The following is a 13,772-nucleotide window of genomic DNA, read 5'->3' as shown; positions in this document are numbered from 1 at the left end:
TCATGCAAGTACAAATGGACGGTCGGGTGCGCGGTCAAGTGCATGCGGCAAGTTCAAGCTAGAGCCCAAACGCAAATGCACGGGCAAGCCCACGCACAAGTGCAAACACGCGACAGATCGCGAAGGCGTGCCACCCACCTCGATAGAAATGTCGGCAATGTGCCGCCCAATAATCGCGACTGATGTGCCGGCCACAAGCACGACTCGACGCTCGAACAAACGTGCAAGCGCCACCGCAAACGCCAGCGCTCAATCGAGCGCAGCCAGCGTAGCCTCGGTCGTATCGACGACCATCAGCCCCGCGCGCAATCCCGCCTTGACCCGAGCATTGGGAAACACGATCCGCTCTTCATCGTGCGATACGCGATACCGGTAATCCCCATCATGCGCGAGCTCGGTGCCCGCTGGAAACGCCGTGAAATTCGGCACGTCGCCAGCTACGTTCAGCACGAACGCATCGCTTTGCTTGTCGATCTGCGCGACCACGGAAAATACGCGCAACGGCGCATCCGCGTCCGGCCGCTCACCGCCTATCAGACGACGCAACGCCGCATCCGATGCCGCGAAACGCGTGAGATCGTTCGCGCCGAAAGGACGCACCTTGCCGAGCTCCAGCGTGCAGGCAAGCGCGTTGCAAGCCTGCGCCGTGAAGTATGAAAACGTATTGTTCTTCTCGCGATGCAAAAGCACCGCCTGCAAGCGCGCATCGCGCAGCCAGTCGAACATCGCGCGTGCGAGCGGTGCGCCGGTGTGCGGCAGCAAGGCGAACTGCTCGAATACCGAGGCGCGTATCGCCGTGTGCATGTCGATATGCCATCGCGCATGCGTGACGCCCTCGAAGAACGCCAACGCACTCGCTTCGAGCGACGCCGCGCGCGGCGCTTCCCGGCTCTGCGTGAACTTCGCATGGCGGCCGCTAAAAAGCCGGTTCAGATCGTCGTCGATATACCGCTCACCCGCGCGCATCGCCTCGATGTTGCCGAGAATCACCAGCATGCGCGCGGCAAGTGGCGCCGCGCCGCTCGCGATATCGGCAACGAGCCGCGACAGCATTTCGATGGGCGCGGTTTCATCGCCATGAATGCCCGCCGATGCAATCACGCTTTGCGATGCCTCGTTCGCCGCGGGTTCGAGCAGCAGCACGCCATCGTCCTGCCAGGTCCAGCGCACGCCCGAAGGCGCGACGCCGAAGGTTTGCGACGGCTGCGCGCCCGACAGCGTGAAGCGCAAAAAATCGTTCAGCAGCAAGGCATCAGCGCTGGAAGTCATAGATCGATCCGAGCGAGAGAATGGCCGTCAATTCATCGAGCGCGGTGCGCGACTGATCGAGCAATTGCGGATCGGCGAGATCGGCGGGCGCGAGGCGATCGCGATAATGTGTGTCGATCCACGCATCGAGGCGGGTGAAGAGCGCGTCGTTCATCCAGACATCGCGATTGACGGCCGCGTGCTCCACGTCGTTCAGCTCGACGCGCAAGCGCAGACACGCCGGGCCGCCGCCGTTTTTCATGCTCTCGCGCAGATCGAAGACGAGCACTTCGTCGATCGGCGTGGATCGCTCGCCCAGCGAATCCAGATACGCGGCCACGCGCTCGTTCTCGCGGCATTCCTGCGGCACGACGAGCACTTGCTTGCCCTGAACGTTCGACAGCAACTGACTGTTGAAAAGATACGACGAGACCGCATCCGCGACGCTCACTTCGCTCTCCGGCACTTCGAGCGCCGTGAAGACCGCGCCACGCGCCGCGAGCTTCGCGCTCAGTTCGTCGTACACGCTGTGTTGATCGACGAACGCGCGCTGATGGCAAAACAGCGTCGTGCGATTGCCGACCGCGATGACATCGTTGTGGAACACGCCGGCATCGATCACATCGGGCGATTGCTGCGCGAAAACGGTCGCCGACTCATCGAGTTCATGCAGACGCGCGACGGCCCGGCTCGCCTCCAGCGTCTGCCGCGCGGGATAGCGTTGCGGCTGCGGTCCCTGCGCATATTCGCTGCGTCCGTAGACAAAGAACTCGACGCCCTTCTCCCCATACTCGCGCGCAAAACGCGTGTGATTCGCCGCGCCTTCGTCGCCGAGCGCGGGCGTGCCGGGCAGCGCGTGATGAATGCGAAAGCGCGCTTCGTCGACGAAGATCGAGGCGAGCGAACGGCGCGTTTCGCCATGCTCGATCGCGCGATGTAGCTTCGCGGCGAGATTCGCGGGCGTGAAGTGGACGCGGCCATCGGCGGTGTCGGCGGAAGGACTGACGGTCGCGGCGTTGGCGGTCCACATCGCCGATGCGGAACTGGCCGCCGCCAGCAGTTCGGGCGCTTCGCGAGCGGTGCGCGCGATGACCGTGGCATCGTCGCCGGAAAAGCCGACATCGCGCAGAAGACGCACGGAAGGCCGTTCGAGCGGCGGCAAGACGCCTTGCTTAAAGCCGAGATCCGCCAGCCGCTTCATCTTGCGCAAGCCCTGCTTCGCGGCGGCCTTCGGGTTCGCCACCGACTTCTCGTTGCTGCGCGACGCGACGTTGCCGAACGACAGCCCCGCGTAGTTGTGCGTCGGGCCGACCAGCCCGTCGAAGTTTGCTTCGAATGAAGACATCCTTGATCCTTCGCGGTTCTTTAGAACGTGAGTCCCGGCGACACGCTCGCGGGCATCTGCAGTTGCGCGCTTTCCACCGATGCCATCGGGTACGAACAGTAATCCGCCGCATAGTACGCGCTCGGCCGCTGATTGCCCGAGCGCCCGATGCCGCCGAACGGCGCCGCCGACGAAGCGCCGTTGGTCGGCCGGTTCCAGTTGACGATGCCCGCGCGAATGGTGCGCTGAAAGTGCGTCCACGCGGCTTCGTCGTCGGCGAGCAAGCCCGCCGAGAGACCGTAGGCCGTATCGTTCGCGCGTTCGATGGCCTCGTCGAAAGTCCGGTAGCGCGTGACCTGCACGAGCGGCCCGAAATGCTCTTCGTCGGGAACGTCGGCCGCGTGGGTCACATCCAGGATAGCCGGCGTGACAAAGCCCAGATGCGCCGCGCGCTGCTTCATCTCGAGCACGGGCGCCGCGCCCGCTTCGATCAGATGCGCCTGCGCCTTGAGGAGCCGCGTCGCCGCGCGCGCCGAGATCACCGCGCCCATGAACGGCTGCGGATCTTCGTTGTAAGCGCCAACGCGAATGTTCGCACTCACTTCGGCGAAGCGCTGCATGAAGCGCTCGCCAAAGGCATCGTCGGGAACGAAGAGACGGCGCGCGCACGTGCAACGCTGTCCCGCCGACAAGAACGCCGATTGAATGGTGTGATGCACGGCGGCGTCCACGTCGTCCGTATGCGCGACGACGAGCGGATTGTTGCCGCCCATTTCCAGCGCGAGCACGATCTCCGGCCGCCCACCGAACTGGCGATGCAACAGCGTGCCCGTATCCGAACTGCCGGTGAAGAAAAGCCCGTCGATTTGCCGATGATTCGCCAGCGCCACGCCTGTGTCCTTCTCGCCCTGCACGAGATTCAACACGCCGGCGGGCAAGCCTGCTTCGCTCCACAAAGCGACCGTCGCTGCAGCCACGCCCGGCGCGAGTTCCGAAGGCTTGAACACGACCGCGTTGCCCGCGATGAGCGCCGGCACGATATGACCATTGGGCAGATGCCCCGGAAAGTTGTACGGCCCGAACACGGCGACGACGCCATGCGGCCGATGCCGCAACACGGCGACGCCATCGGCCATGGGTGCGCGCTTCTCGCCGGTGCGCTCGTGATAGGCCTGCACGGAGATATCGACCTTGGCGGCCATCGCAGCCACCTCGGTGCGCGCTTCCCACAACGGCTTGCCGGTCTCGCGGCCGATGGCGTCGGCGAGCGCTTCCTTGTTCTCGTTCAACGACGCGGCGAAGCGGCGCGCAATGGCGACGCGTTCATCGAAACTCACCGCCGACCAGGACGCAAACGCGCGCCGCGCCGATGAAACCGCGCGCTCGACATCGTCGGCCGAAGCACTGTTGCCTTGCCAGACGACCGAGTCCGTCGCCGGGTTGCGCGAGGCGAACGCCGCACCCTTGCCTTCGAGCCACTCGCCGCCTATATACAACTGATTCTGGATAGTCATGTCGTTTCTCTTTACTTGGCGCGCGGATAAGACGTGAGCACGCGCACGGCATCGCCTGCGGTTACGCGCAGGGCATCGGCTTCTTCCTGAGTCAGCAGGAACTCGCCGTCATCGACCGCGCCAACGGTCGCGCCGCAGCGAAACCCTTCGAGCAGCGTGTTCGACACGAGACTGCGCGCATCGCTTTCGATGGCGGCATCGCGCACGCCGATCCTCACTTCGGCCAGCACGCTTTCACGCACCGTGCGCAAATCCGCGACGTGACATTCGAGCACGGGACCGGCATCGAAGATATCGACGTGATTCTCGTAGCGCAGCCCTTCGGCTTCGAGCATCTTGCGCGCGGGCGCGGTATCGCGATGCGTGATGCCGACCGCATCGCGCGCGGCATCGGGCAACAAGTCGAGGTACACGGGATAACGCGGCATCAGTTCCGCCACGAACGACTTCTTGCCATGCGAGCTGAGATAGTCCGCTTCGTTGAAATCGATCTGATAAAAATGCGAGCCGACCGCGTTCCAGAATGGCGACTCGCCGTTGTCATCGAAATGACCGCGCAACTCGGCGCACAGACGCTGCGGAAACCGCGAAGTGAATTGCGCGATGAACATGAAGCGCGAGCGCGACAGCAAACCGCCGACACCCGCCGTGCGATAACGCGGGCTCAAAAACAGCGAGCACACTTCCGCGTAACCGGTGAGGTCGTGCGAGATGTTGAGCAGCGACATACGCGTCCATACGCCCAGATCCTTGCTCGCATGCACGACCGTTGCCACGCGATAGTTGTAGAACGGCTGCTCCAGTCCGACTTCCGTTTCGATGCCGCAAACGCCCGCGATATCGCCCGTCGCGGTGTCTTCCATCACGAAGAGATAGCCTGCCTCGAAAGCCTCGGCGGCATCCGCAAGCGTGCGGCGCGCGCGTTCGACGCGCGCGGCGAGCGCCTCGCGATCCGGCTTGAAGGTGGTCAGGCCCGGCCCCGTTTCGAGGGCAAGCGCGACGAGTGCGTCGACATCTCGCGGCCGCACAGAGCGCACGACGATCATTGCAATTCTCCCGAAGCCTGATGCAAGGGCACGGCACGCACCGTCTCTTTCTCCTGCACGCCGAGCGCCGCGCGCGCGTCGGCGCTCAAGGCCGCGCCGTCGGACCGCGTGCCCGCCAATGGTGCGACGATCGCGCGAAATTCGTGCGCGCCGCCCGCGGCCACGAGATACGGCGCGGCGCGTGAACCGGCAAGCGCGCCATCGCGCACCGTGCGCAATTCGCCCGAACTCGCCGATGCGCTCTTGTCCACGGCTATCGTCAACACCGGGCCAGCGTCGAAGATATCGACGAAACGGTCGGGCTCGAAGCCCTCTTCCAGATGGATGTCGTATGCAAGGAGCGTGCTTTCGTTCGGCTCGCCGAGGACGCGCTGCGCTTCGCCTGGCAAGAGCGGTACATAGATGGGATAACTCGGCATGACTTCGGCAATGAACGTGCGGCTGCGTCCACCCGATTCGAGTTCCACCTGCTCGAAGTCGCGGCTGAAGAACTTGCGTCCCACTGCTTCCCAGAACGGCGACGCGCCGGTGTCGTCGCTGACGCCGAGCATCAGCGAGAAGACTTCGCTCGAAAAGCGCTTGCGGTTCGCGGCGATATACAACATGCGCGAACGCGACAGCAAATGCGCCGCCGCTTCGCCTTCGGGCGTGCGCAGCGACGGATCGATATAAAAGCCCGTGAGACGGCTCTTGCCCGTGAGTTCGTGCGACATCGTGAGCGCGTGAATCTTGCGATTCACCTTGAGTTCGCGCGATGCGTGGATCAGCGCGTCGTTACGAAACGCGTAGAACGGCTCCGAGTACCCTGCCGACGCGACGATGCTCGACGTCCCGAGCAGCTTGCCCGTCGCTGAATCCTGCATCACGAAGAGATAGAACTCCTCGCCGGGCAAATCCACCTCGGCGCGAAACGAATCTTCCGAGAGCGCAACGCGCGTTTCGAGCGCGCGGCGGTCGCGCGGCAGCGAATGCAGCACGGGTTGCGCCGCACGCGCCATCCGTTCGAGCTCGTCGAGATCGGAGAGTCTTGCGGGACGAACGAATAGCATCATCGGGTCCTGTTAGCGAGTGACGGCGGACGCGTTCACGAGCTGGCCGATTGCCTGCTCGATACGCGCGAAGCCTTCGTCGAGATCGGCCATCGGCATGATGAGCGACGGCGCGAAACGCAGCACGTTGGGGCCGGCGATCAGCATGATCACGCCATTCGCCGCTGCCGCATTGAGCACGTCCTTCGCGCGGTCCTTGTAAGCGTCGTTGAGTTCCGCGCCGATCAGAAGACCGCGACCGCGAATCTCCCTGAACATGTTAAAGCGCTCGCCAATCCGCTGCAGATGCGCCTTGATCGCGCGGCTGCGCGCTTCCACGCCTGCGAGCACCGTTGGATCGCTGATCAGTTCGACGACCTTTTCCGCAATCGATGCGCCAAGCGGATTGCCGCCATACGTCGTGCCGTGCACGCCGACCGAGAAATGGCTTGCGATCGCTTCGGTGGTCAGCATCACGCCGATGGGAAAACCGTTGCCCAGCGCCTTCGCGCTCGTGAGAATGTCGGGCGTCACGCCATACTGCATGTATGCGTAGAACGTGCCCGTGCGGCCGACGCCCGTCTGCACTTCATCGAAAATCAGGAGTGCGCCGTGCTTGTCGCAGGCTCGGCGCAGACCCTCGAGGAACGCGGGATCGGCGGGCAGCACGCCGCCTTCGCCTTGCACCGGCTCGACGATCACCGCGCACGTGTCCGGACCGATGGCTTCGACGGCCTTCGCGAGATCGTTATACGGCAGATGCCGAATGCCTTGCGGCTGCGGCCCGAAGCCTTCCGCGTATTTCGGCTGGCCGCCCACGCTCACCGTGAAGAAAGTGCGGCCATGAAACGATTGCGTGAACGAGACGATGCCGATCTTCTCCGGACCGAATGTGTCGATGGCATAACGGCGCGCGAGCTTGAGCGCGGCTTCGTTGGCTTCGGCGCCCGAGTTGGCGAAGAACGCGCGATCCGCGAAAGTGAGGTCCGTGAGGCGTTTCGCGAGGCGCAACACCGGCGCGTTGGTGTAGCCGTTGCCGATATGCCAGAGCTTCTCGCCCTGCTCGTGCAAGACCTTGAGCAGTTCGGGATGCGCATGACCGAGCGCCGTGACCGCTATGCCGCCCGCGAAGTCGATGTAGTCTTTTCCTTCGGTATCCCACACGCGAGAGCCGCGGCCTTTTTCCGGCACGAAACTCGCCGGCGAAAACACCGGCACCATGACTTCGTCGAACGTATCGCGGCTTACCTTGATCTCGCTCATGCTGTGCTCCTCGTCTGCCATTGCAATGCCTCCGATATTAGGCAATCGCGCGCCATCCGTCTTGCGCGTTCGCGACATGCTTCGAGGGCTTTTCGCGGAACGGCGCGTGCAAGACCGCAGCGCAATGCCTTGGAGCATGCTTCCCTATCGCAGGATTGCGCGATTTATCCGGCGCATTGATCGCGTATTACCCCCGCCGTACCTCATCTCGTACGCTCGATCTGTAACAAAAGGATTGACCACAACTCGTTGAGGAGGTCCGTATGCAGGTAAATTCGCAAACTGGGTATATGTACGGCGTATCGAATGATGAGCTGACGCGAGATACGAGCGGCTTGCCGCCGGAATCGCTAATACCGGCCGGTACGAGAGCGCTGGCGGCCCCGCCGCCCCCCGTGGGAAGCGAAAATACTCCGCCTGGGAGCGCAGGCACGACGGGAGGCCCGCAAACGCCGCCAGCAACGCCACCCACCTTTCAGGGGCAGAACGTATTCACGCGCTATACGCCAAACGGATATTCTGTCTCCGCGAAGGGAGGAAGCTGGATCACGCTTCGCCCCGACTTGGTCGCGCAGACAATCACCAATCGATTCGGCATGCTGGGAAATAACGTTCTCGCGATTGAAGGCAAATTGCAGGCTCATCAGGAGCTAACGGCGGACGAAATCGTCGCTCTAAGGCGGTTCGCTGTCGCGACGGAATATCTCGCGCGTATCGATCCCGCGCTCAAGAGCATGCTGGACACACCGTCCACCCATACTCAAGACGAAGTGCAGATCAGCTATGTAGGCGGGCCGATTATCCGGACGGACTATACGCAAGCCGAAGTTCTCGAAATGACGTCCGAGGCTCTCAAAAATCCCCTCACGTCCTTCGTAAAAAGCTCGCAGGATCTCGGTAAGAAGCTGGCAAGAGGAGAAGCGCTTACTCCCGAAGAGGCATCGACCATAGAACGGTATACCGGCGTGGCGGACCAGTTCATGGCATTGACGCCTGCTGGCTGGGCCATGAAAGTTGCCGGTATGTTGACTGGCGGCTTGAATCAAGTCTTAGAAGGAAAGCCACTTACGAGAGCATTAGCGCACGAGTTGCTCGACGAGTTGAACGTGCGGCCGGACTTGGGAGCCGTGCAAAGCGCACGAAACGAGACGCCGCCTGCAACACCTTCGACGCCGTTCGTCAAGCGGCCTGTACATCTCCAGGACGGGCGCATCGGGTACCTGTTGGGGCCGACCAAACCACCGCGCATGCGCCCGGAACAACCCGGTACCTCCGGCGTTTCGACAGCCGGGGGCGGCAGCACGACACGGCCGCCTGCCCGCCAGCTCGGCCAGCGCGATGTCGAGAAATTGGCCGGAAAAGGCCCGCTCAAATTACGTGCACCCACCGATCAGGCGGCCGAACAGCAACGAATGAATTCGTTACGCGTCCGGTTCGAATACTATCGGCACGACAGAGACGTCTCCGACATGGCCGCGCCGATGGACGCCACCGAAGCGCGATACGATCAACGTCGCGACGTGCTGAACGTAGGCGAGACAAAGGATGCGACCTCGTACGACAGCAAAATGAAGATGTTCACCGGCACTTATTGGGACAAGAAAGGCGTTTCGCTCAAGAACACCGATCAGATCATCAGTATCGACAATGGCCGGGAGGGAGTCGGTGCGATCGCGGTGCCGTACTCGAAGATTCCGCGCGGGGGAACCGTCCTCGTGACTGCAGGCACCCTGTCCGGATGTTCCGTGGTGATAGCATCGGACGGACGGAACTTTTATGCATACCACGCCGGCACCAATCGCGCAGGACCAGGATGGACGACCTCTGCGGACGGCGCCGCTGAAATCGTCCGAGCGCACAACGCAATGCGCCCAGATAGCCCGGTCGTTGCTTCTGCCTCGCCCGGCGGTCAAGACCTGATGAACGTCGGCAATAAGTATCCATTCTCGGTGATCGTTTATAACGGCAAATCGGGAAGCCTGACGAATCCGAGTACTGGCAACTCCGCTGAACGAATGTCGATGTTCGACTACTTCGAACCCGACAACTCGAAGAGCGTGGTAGGCACTGGAGAAGCGGTCATCTCCAAGGACATGAACGGCACCGTCTCGGTCCGCGTCCTGGCGGAAAAAGGAACGTTGAGCGATCCCAAGTCGGGGCCGGACGGAATGACGACCAAGTACACGATGCAAATGAGAAAAACGAGCGTCTATACCTTGCCGGCGGCGACTTTGTAAAAAAAGCGGCGGTGCAAAACTTCGTGATTCGCTCGATGCGTCAATTGACCGGCGGACAGGCTCCGTGTCGGTCGATGGCGTGCGCCGCGAGGCACCTCGTCAATTGCGCTGGCCGCTGTCATCGGGCGGTTCGATGAGCGCGCCGCCGCGCGGTTCGTCGACCACGCCGCCGCGCTGCTTCTCGATCCAGTTGCGGCGCTCCTCGCGCGGCGTCACGCCGAAACGGTCGCGATAAGCATTCGAAAAATGCGCCGCCGATGAAAAGCCGCATGCGAGACTGATCTGCACGACCGACTTGCTCGTGCGCTGCAATTGCGTGCGCGCCTTGGTGAGCCGCAGATTGAGGTAGTACTTCGATGGCATCGCGCCCAGGTATTGGCGGAACAGCCGTTCGAGCTGCCGCCGCGAAATGCCGATGAGGTTCGCGATTTCATCGGTGGCGAGCGGGTCTTCGATATTCGCTTCCATGAGCTGCAAGGCGTCGTTCAGACGCGGATGACGCTCGCCCGGCGCGGTCACGAACGGAATGCGCTGCCGCTCCGTGCCCGCGCGCAACACGCCGACGCCAAGCGAATCGGCGATGCGTTCGGCAAGATCCTGGCCGTGATCGCGCGCGATCATCGCCAGCATGAAGTCGATGCTCGCTTGCCCGCCCGCGCAGGTCGCGCGATTCCGGTCGATCTCGAAGATCTGCTGCGAGACGATGGCGCGCTCGAACTGCTCGGTGAATTGCTGATACGTTTCCCAGTTCACCGCGACGCGATACTGCGCGAGTTGTCCCGCCATGGCGAGCCACCAGACACCGTGATGGATGCCGGAAACGAGCGGCGTGCGGGGCGCCACGCGCGCGAGGCTTGCCAGAAAGAGGCGGTAGTCGGCGAACTGCTGGTAGCGCTCCGAGATCACGATGAGCCAGTCGCACTGCACCGCGTCGTTGAAGGCGCAATCGGCAGGCATGTGCGCGCCGCCCGAGAGCGACACCGGCCGGCCGTCCCACGAACAGATACGCCATTCGTAAAGCCTGTGCCCGTCGATCTCGTTGGCGAGCAGAAGACTGTCGATGATCGGCGCGATGCCGCTCATGGATACCGGCGGCAGCGCCACGATCACGACCTGCAACGGCCCGGACGAGACCGCGGAACCCGGCGGCGACAGCCCCACCTTACTTGAGACTGCCGGACAGGAATTGACGCAGGCGGTCGCTTTTCGGCGCGCTCAGCACATCGGCGGGTGCGCCCTCTTCCTCGGTGCGTCCCTGATGCAGAAACATCACGTGATTCGACACGTTGCGCGCGAAGCCCATCTCGTGCGTGACGACGATCATCGTGCGGCCTTCCTCCGCGAGCTTCTGCATGACCTTCAGCACTTCGCCGACGAGTTCGGGATCGAGCGCGGACGTAGGTTCGTCGAAGAGCATGACATCGGGATGCATGGCAAGCGCGCGCGCAATCGCCACGCGCTGCTGCATGCCGCCCGACAAATGCGACGGATACTGCTTCTCCACGCGCGGCGGCAAACCCACTTTCTCCAGATACGTACGCGCGCGGTCCTCGGCTTCCTTCTTCGACAATCCGAGTACGTGGATGGGCGCTTCCATCACGTTTTCGATGGCGGTCATGTGCGACCACAAATTGAAGTGCTGAAACACCATCGCGAGTTTGGTGCGCACGCGCTGCAACTGCTTGTGATCGGCGACATCGAGATTGCCGGCCTTGTCCGCCTTCGTGCGCACGGGTTCGCCGTCGACGACGATCTGCCCCGCGTTGGGCTTCTCCAGAAAGTTGATGCAGCGCAGGAACGTGCTCTTGCCCGAACCGCTCGCGCCGATGATGCTGATGACATCGCCCGCGCGCGCCGAGAGCGACACGCCCTTCAGCACTTCGTTGTCGCCGTAGCGCTTGTGAATGTCACTGGCGACGAGCTTGGTCGCGACGTCTTTGGCGGTAGGCTCCAACGCTTTCTCCTCGGATGATGGCTTGTCGTGATGCATGGCTTCGGATTTTACCGCTCGTCAACGGCTCGCCGGTCTCAAATAGCCGAGCCAGCGCCGCTCCGCGCGCCGGAACGCGGCCACGAGCGCGAACGAAATCGCGAGATACAACAGCGCCGCAATGCCGAACGATTCGAACGACTGATACGTGGCGGAGTTGGCGTCTCGCGCGACCTTCAGGATGTCGGGCACGGTGGCGGTGAACGCGACCGTCGTGGCATGCAGCATCAGGATCACCTCGTTGCTGTACAAAGGCAAGGCGCGGCGCAGCGCGGATGGCAAGATTACGCGGCGATACATCGTGAAGCCGCTCATGCCGTAGGCGCGCGCCGCTTCCACTTCGCCGTGCGGAATCGCGCGAATCGCGCCCGCGAAGATCTCGGTCGTGTAGGCGCAGGTATTGAGCGCGAAGGCGAGGATCGCGCAATTGAAGCCGCTTTTGAAGAACGCTTCGAGAAGCGACTGCGAGCGCACGAATTCGAGGCTGTACATGCCCGTGTAGAGCAGCAGCAACTGCACGTAGAGCGGCGTGCCGCGAAACACGTAGGTGTAGAGACGCACGGGCGTCGAGAGCCAGCGGCGCTTCGACACGCGCGCGCAGGCGAGCGGCACGGCGGCGCAAAAGCCCGTCGCGATCGATGCCGCCAGCAGCCACAACGTGACGACGAGACCCGACGCGCGCATGCCGTCGGAGTACAGGAACGGGCGCCAGTATTCGGCAAGGATCTGGATCATGGCGAGCGTGAGTGGTCAAAGTTCGGCGTGCCGCACGCCAATGGAATAGCGGCGTTCCAGCGCCATCAGCACCAGATTCGAAGCGCTCGTGATCGCGAGATAGATGAGCGCCGCGACGAGGATGAAGAAGAACATGTCGAAGGTGCTCTTGCCCGCATCCTGCGCCGCCTTGACGACATCCGCGAGCCCGATGATCGACACGAGCGCCGTCGCCTTCACCAGCACCTGCCAGTTGTTGCCGATGCCCGGTAACGCAAAGCGCATCATCTGCGGAAAAAGAATGCGGCCGAACACGCGCATGCCGCTCATGCCGTAGGCGCTACCCGCTTCGAGCTGGCCGCGCGGCACGGCGAGGAACGCGCCGCGAAAGGTCTCGGTGAAGTACGCGCCGTAGATGAACCCGAGCGTCAGCACGCCGGCCGTGAAGGGGTCCATGTCGAACTGGTCCCAGCCGAAGGCATCGGTGACGCGATTGATCGCGATCTGAATGCTGTAGAACAAGAGCAGCATGAGGACGAGATCGGGAACGGAGCGGATGAGTGTCGTGTAGGCGGTGGCGATAGCGCGCAGCGCCCCATGCCGCGACAACTTGGCCGTCGCGCCCGCAAGTCCGAGCAGCACCGCCACGAGAAGCGACAGCACCGCGAGCGCGAGCGTTTCCCTGGCGCCCGCCCAGAGGAGCGGACCGAAACCGTGTAAAGACAAGGAGCGCCTCCAATTCGTTCTTCGATTGGCGGCGATCCTCGCAAGCTAAAAATAATCGCTCAAAGCGCAAGCTGGCTTGTATTGCGATGCAGCATCCGTGTGTGGAGGCAGTCGAGACGCCGCTGCGTACGCGAGCGCGGATCGGAACCCGCGCACGCACGACGTTGAAAAATCGCGCTTTCAGGTCGCATTTTCGATACACGCGTCGGCGTCCGGACGATGACCTATCGTGGCCGCGTCGCGTTCAATCCGCTGGCAGCGCGCGCACGAGTTGCGCGACCTGGCCGTTGGCCACCGCGATATCGGCGCTTTCCTGCAGCAGCGGCAGGAAACGTTCGGCGAAGGCGGCGTCGCGAGTTTCGGAGCGGAACATCGCGGCCACCGCTTTCGCGTGCTCGATGCGCGCCTCGGGCGTGGCTTCACGGTCGTCGAGGACGTCGTCGATGGCGGCGATCACGGCCGACAAGGGCGAGAGCCATTTATAAGCCGAACCGTTGATCACGATCTGCAGGAACTCGCCGGGCGACACCGCGCCGAACTCGGCCTCGTGGCGCGCGCGCATGTGCGCGAGCACGCTGCGATGAAGCGTGAGCAGCGGATGACGGACATCGCGAAGAAAAGCGCTTGCTGTCTGGTCGTTCATGGTCGTGGCTCCTTGAGGTCAGCCCACCAGATAAGGACG

12 protein-coding genes are annotated in these 13,772 nt (G+C 63.0%); 1 reads left to right on the top strand and 11 read right to left on the bottom strand.

From position 1 onward, the window contains the following. Positions 1-249: 249 nt before the first annotated feature. From astE to NCR40_RS05045, 6 genes are read right to left on the bottom strand one after another with little or no spacing between them, the layout of a single operon-like run. The gene (gene astE / locus NCR40_RS05070; RefSeq protein WP_250508884.1) at positions 250-1,269 is read right to left on the bottom strand and encodes a succinylglutamate desuccinylase; all 1,020 of its coding nucleotides are present in this window, start codon (positions 1,267-1,269) and stop codon (positions 250-252) included. Continuing rightward, positions 1,253-2,593 carry an N-succinylarginine dihydrolase gene (gene astB / locus NCR40_RS05065; RefSeq protein WP_250508883.1) on the bottom strand — a complete coding sequence of 447 codons (1,341 nt, stop codon included), beginning with the start codon at positions 2,591-2,593 and terminating at the stop codon, positions 1,253-1,255. The genes astE and astB overlap by 17 nt, the downstream gene beginning before the upstream one ends. Positions 2,594-2,613: 20 nt before the next feature. Further along, positions 2,614-4,086 (bottom strand): succinylglutamate-semialdehyde dehydrogenase, encoded by a 1,473-nt coding sequence (astD, locus tag NCR40_RS05060; RefSeq protein WP_250508882.1) that lies wholly within the window; start codon positions 4,084-4,086, stop codon positions 2,614-2,616. Positions 4,087-4,097: 11 nt separating this feature from the next. Further along, positions 4,098-5,132, bottom strand: coding sequence for an arginine N-succinyltransferase (gene astA, locus NCR40_RS05055; protein ID WP_250508881.1), 1,035 nt, complete (start codon positions 5,130-5,132; stop codon positions 4,098-4,100). Continuing rightward, positions 5,129-6,181, bottom strand: a complete 1,053-nt coding sequence (gene aruF, locus NCR40_RS05050; protein ID WP_250464691.1) for an arginine/ornithine succinyltransferase subunit alpha — start codon at positions 6,179-6,181, stop codon at positions 5,129-5,131. Before aruF ends, astA begins: the two co-directional genes overlap by 4 nt. A gap of 12 nt (positions 6,182-6,193) precedes the next feature. Beyond that, complete coding sequence (locus NCR40_RS05045; RefSeq protein WP_250508880.1) at positions 6,194-7,423, bottom strand: aspartate aminotransferase family protein; 1,230 nt, start codon at positions 7,421-7,423, stop codon at positions 6,194-6,196. Positions 7,424-8,019: 596 nt separating this feature from the next. On the opposite strand from NCR40_RS05045, the gene NCR40_RS05040 reads away from it, so the two are divergent. Beyond that, the gene (locus NCR40_RS05040; protein ID WP_250508879.1) at positions 8,020-9,660 is read left to right on the top strand and encodes a cytotoxic necrotizing factor Rho-activating domain-containing protein; all 1,641 of its coding nucleotides are present in this window, start codon (positions 8,020-8,022) and stop codon (positions 9,658-9,660) included. A gap of 99 nt (positions 9,661-9,759) precedes the next feature. Here NCR40_RS05040 and NCR40_RS05035 read toward each other — a convergent pair whose 3' ends face one another. From NCR40_RS05035 to NCR40_RS05015, 5 genes are all read right to left on the bottom strand, one after another. Continuing rightward, a complete protein-coding gene (locus tag NCR40_RS05035) occupies positions 9,760-10,743 on the bottom strand; it encodes a GlxA family transcriptional regulator (protein WP_250508996.1) in 984 nt (327 codons plus the stop codon). Between the two features lie 79 nt (positions 10,744-10,822). Then, positions 10,823-11,650, bottom strand: a complete 828-nt coding sequence (locus NCR40_RS05030; protein WP_370652102.1) for an ABC transporter ATP-binding protein — start codon at positions 11,648-11,650, stop codon at positions 10,823-10,825. Between the two features lie 21 nt (positions 11,651-11,671). Further along, on the bottom strand, positions 11,672-12,385 hold the full coding sequence (locus NCR40_RS05025; protein WP_244827664.1) for an ABC transporter permease: 714 nt from the start codon (positions 12,383-12,385) through the stop codon (positions 11,672-11,674). Between the two features lie 15 nt (positions 12,386-12,400). Then, entirely contained in the window at positions 12,401-13,090 is a 690-nt protein-coding gene (locus NCR40_RS05020; protein WP_244827663.1) for an ABC transporter permease, read from the bottom strand. A gap of 244 nt (positions 13,091-13,334) precedes the next feature. Beyond that, entirely contained in the window at positions 13,335-13,733 is a 399-nt protein-coding gene (locus NCR40_RS05015) for a hypothetical protein (RefSeq protein WP_250508878.1), read from the bottom strand. Positions 13,734-13,772 lie beyond the last annotated feature (39 nt).

The organism is Caballeronia sp. GACF4 (assembly GCF_023631025.1).
Taxonomy (GTDB): Bacteria; Pseudomonadota; Gammaproteobacteria; order Burkholderiales; family Burkholderiaceae; genus Caballeronia.
Note: the sequence above shows the minus strand (reverse complement) of the source record. Positions and strands in the feature narration are given on the sequence as shown.

Bases quoted from the DNA above. Each gene is read 5' to 3' on its own strand.
- astE (WP_250508884.1), bottom strand. From the start codon at position 1,269: ATGACTTCCAGCGCTGATGCCTTGCTGCTGAACGATTTTTTGCGCTTC.
- astB (WP_250508883.1), bottom strand. From the start codon at position 2,593: ATGTCTTCATTCGAAGCAAACTTCGACGGGCTGGTCGGCCCGACGCAC.
- astD (WP_250508882.1), bottom strand. From the start codon at position 4,086: ATGACTATCCAGAATCAGTTGTATATAGGCGGCGAGTGGCTCGAAGGC.
- astA (WP_250508881.1), bottom strand. From the start codon at position 5,132: ATGATCGTCGTGCGCTCTGTGCGGCCGCGAGATGTCGACGCACTCGTC.
- aruF (WP_250464691.1), bottom strand. From the start codon at position 6,181: ATGCTATTCGTTCGTCCCGCAAGACTCTCCGATCTCGACGAGCTCGAA.
- NCR40_RS05045 (WP_250508880.1), bottom strand. From the start codon at position 7,423: ATGAGCGAGATCAAGGTAAGCCGCGATACGTTCGACGAAGTCATGGTG.
- NCR40_RS05040 (WP_250508879.1), top strand. From the start codon at position 8,020: ATGCTGGGAAATAACGTTCTCGCGATTGAAGGCAAATTGCAGGCTCAT.
- NCR40_RS05035 (WP_250508996.1), bottom strand. From the start codon at position 10,743: ATGAGCGGCATCGCGCCGATCATCGACAGTCTTCTGCTCGCCAACGAG.
- NCR40_RS05030 (WP_370652102.1), bottom strand. From the start codon at position 11,650: ATGCATCACGACAAGCCATCATCCGAGGAGAAAGCGTTGGAGCCTACC.
- NCR40_RS05025 (WP_244827664.1), bottom strand. From the start codon at position 12,385: ATGATCCAGATCCTTGCCGAATACTGGCGCCCGTTCCTGTACTCCGAC.
- NCR40_RS05015 (WP_250508878.1), bottom strand. From the start codon at position 13,733: ATGAACGACCAGACAGCAAGCGCTTTTCTTCGCGATGTCCGTCATCCG.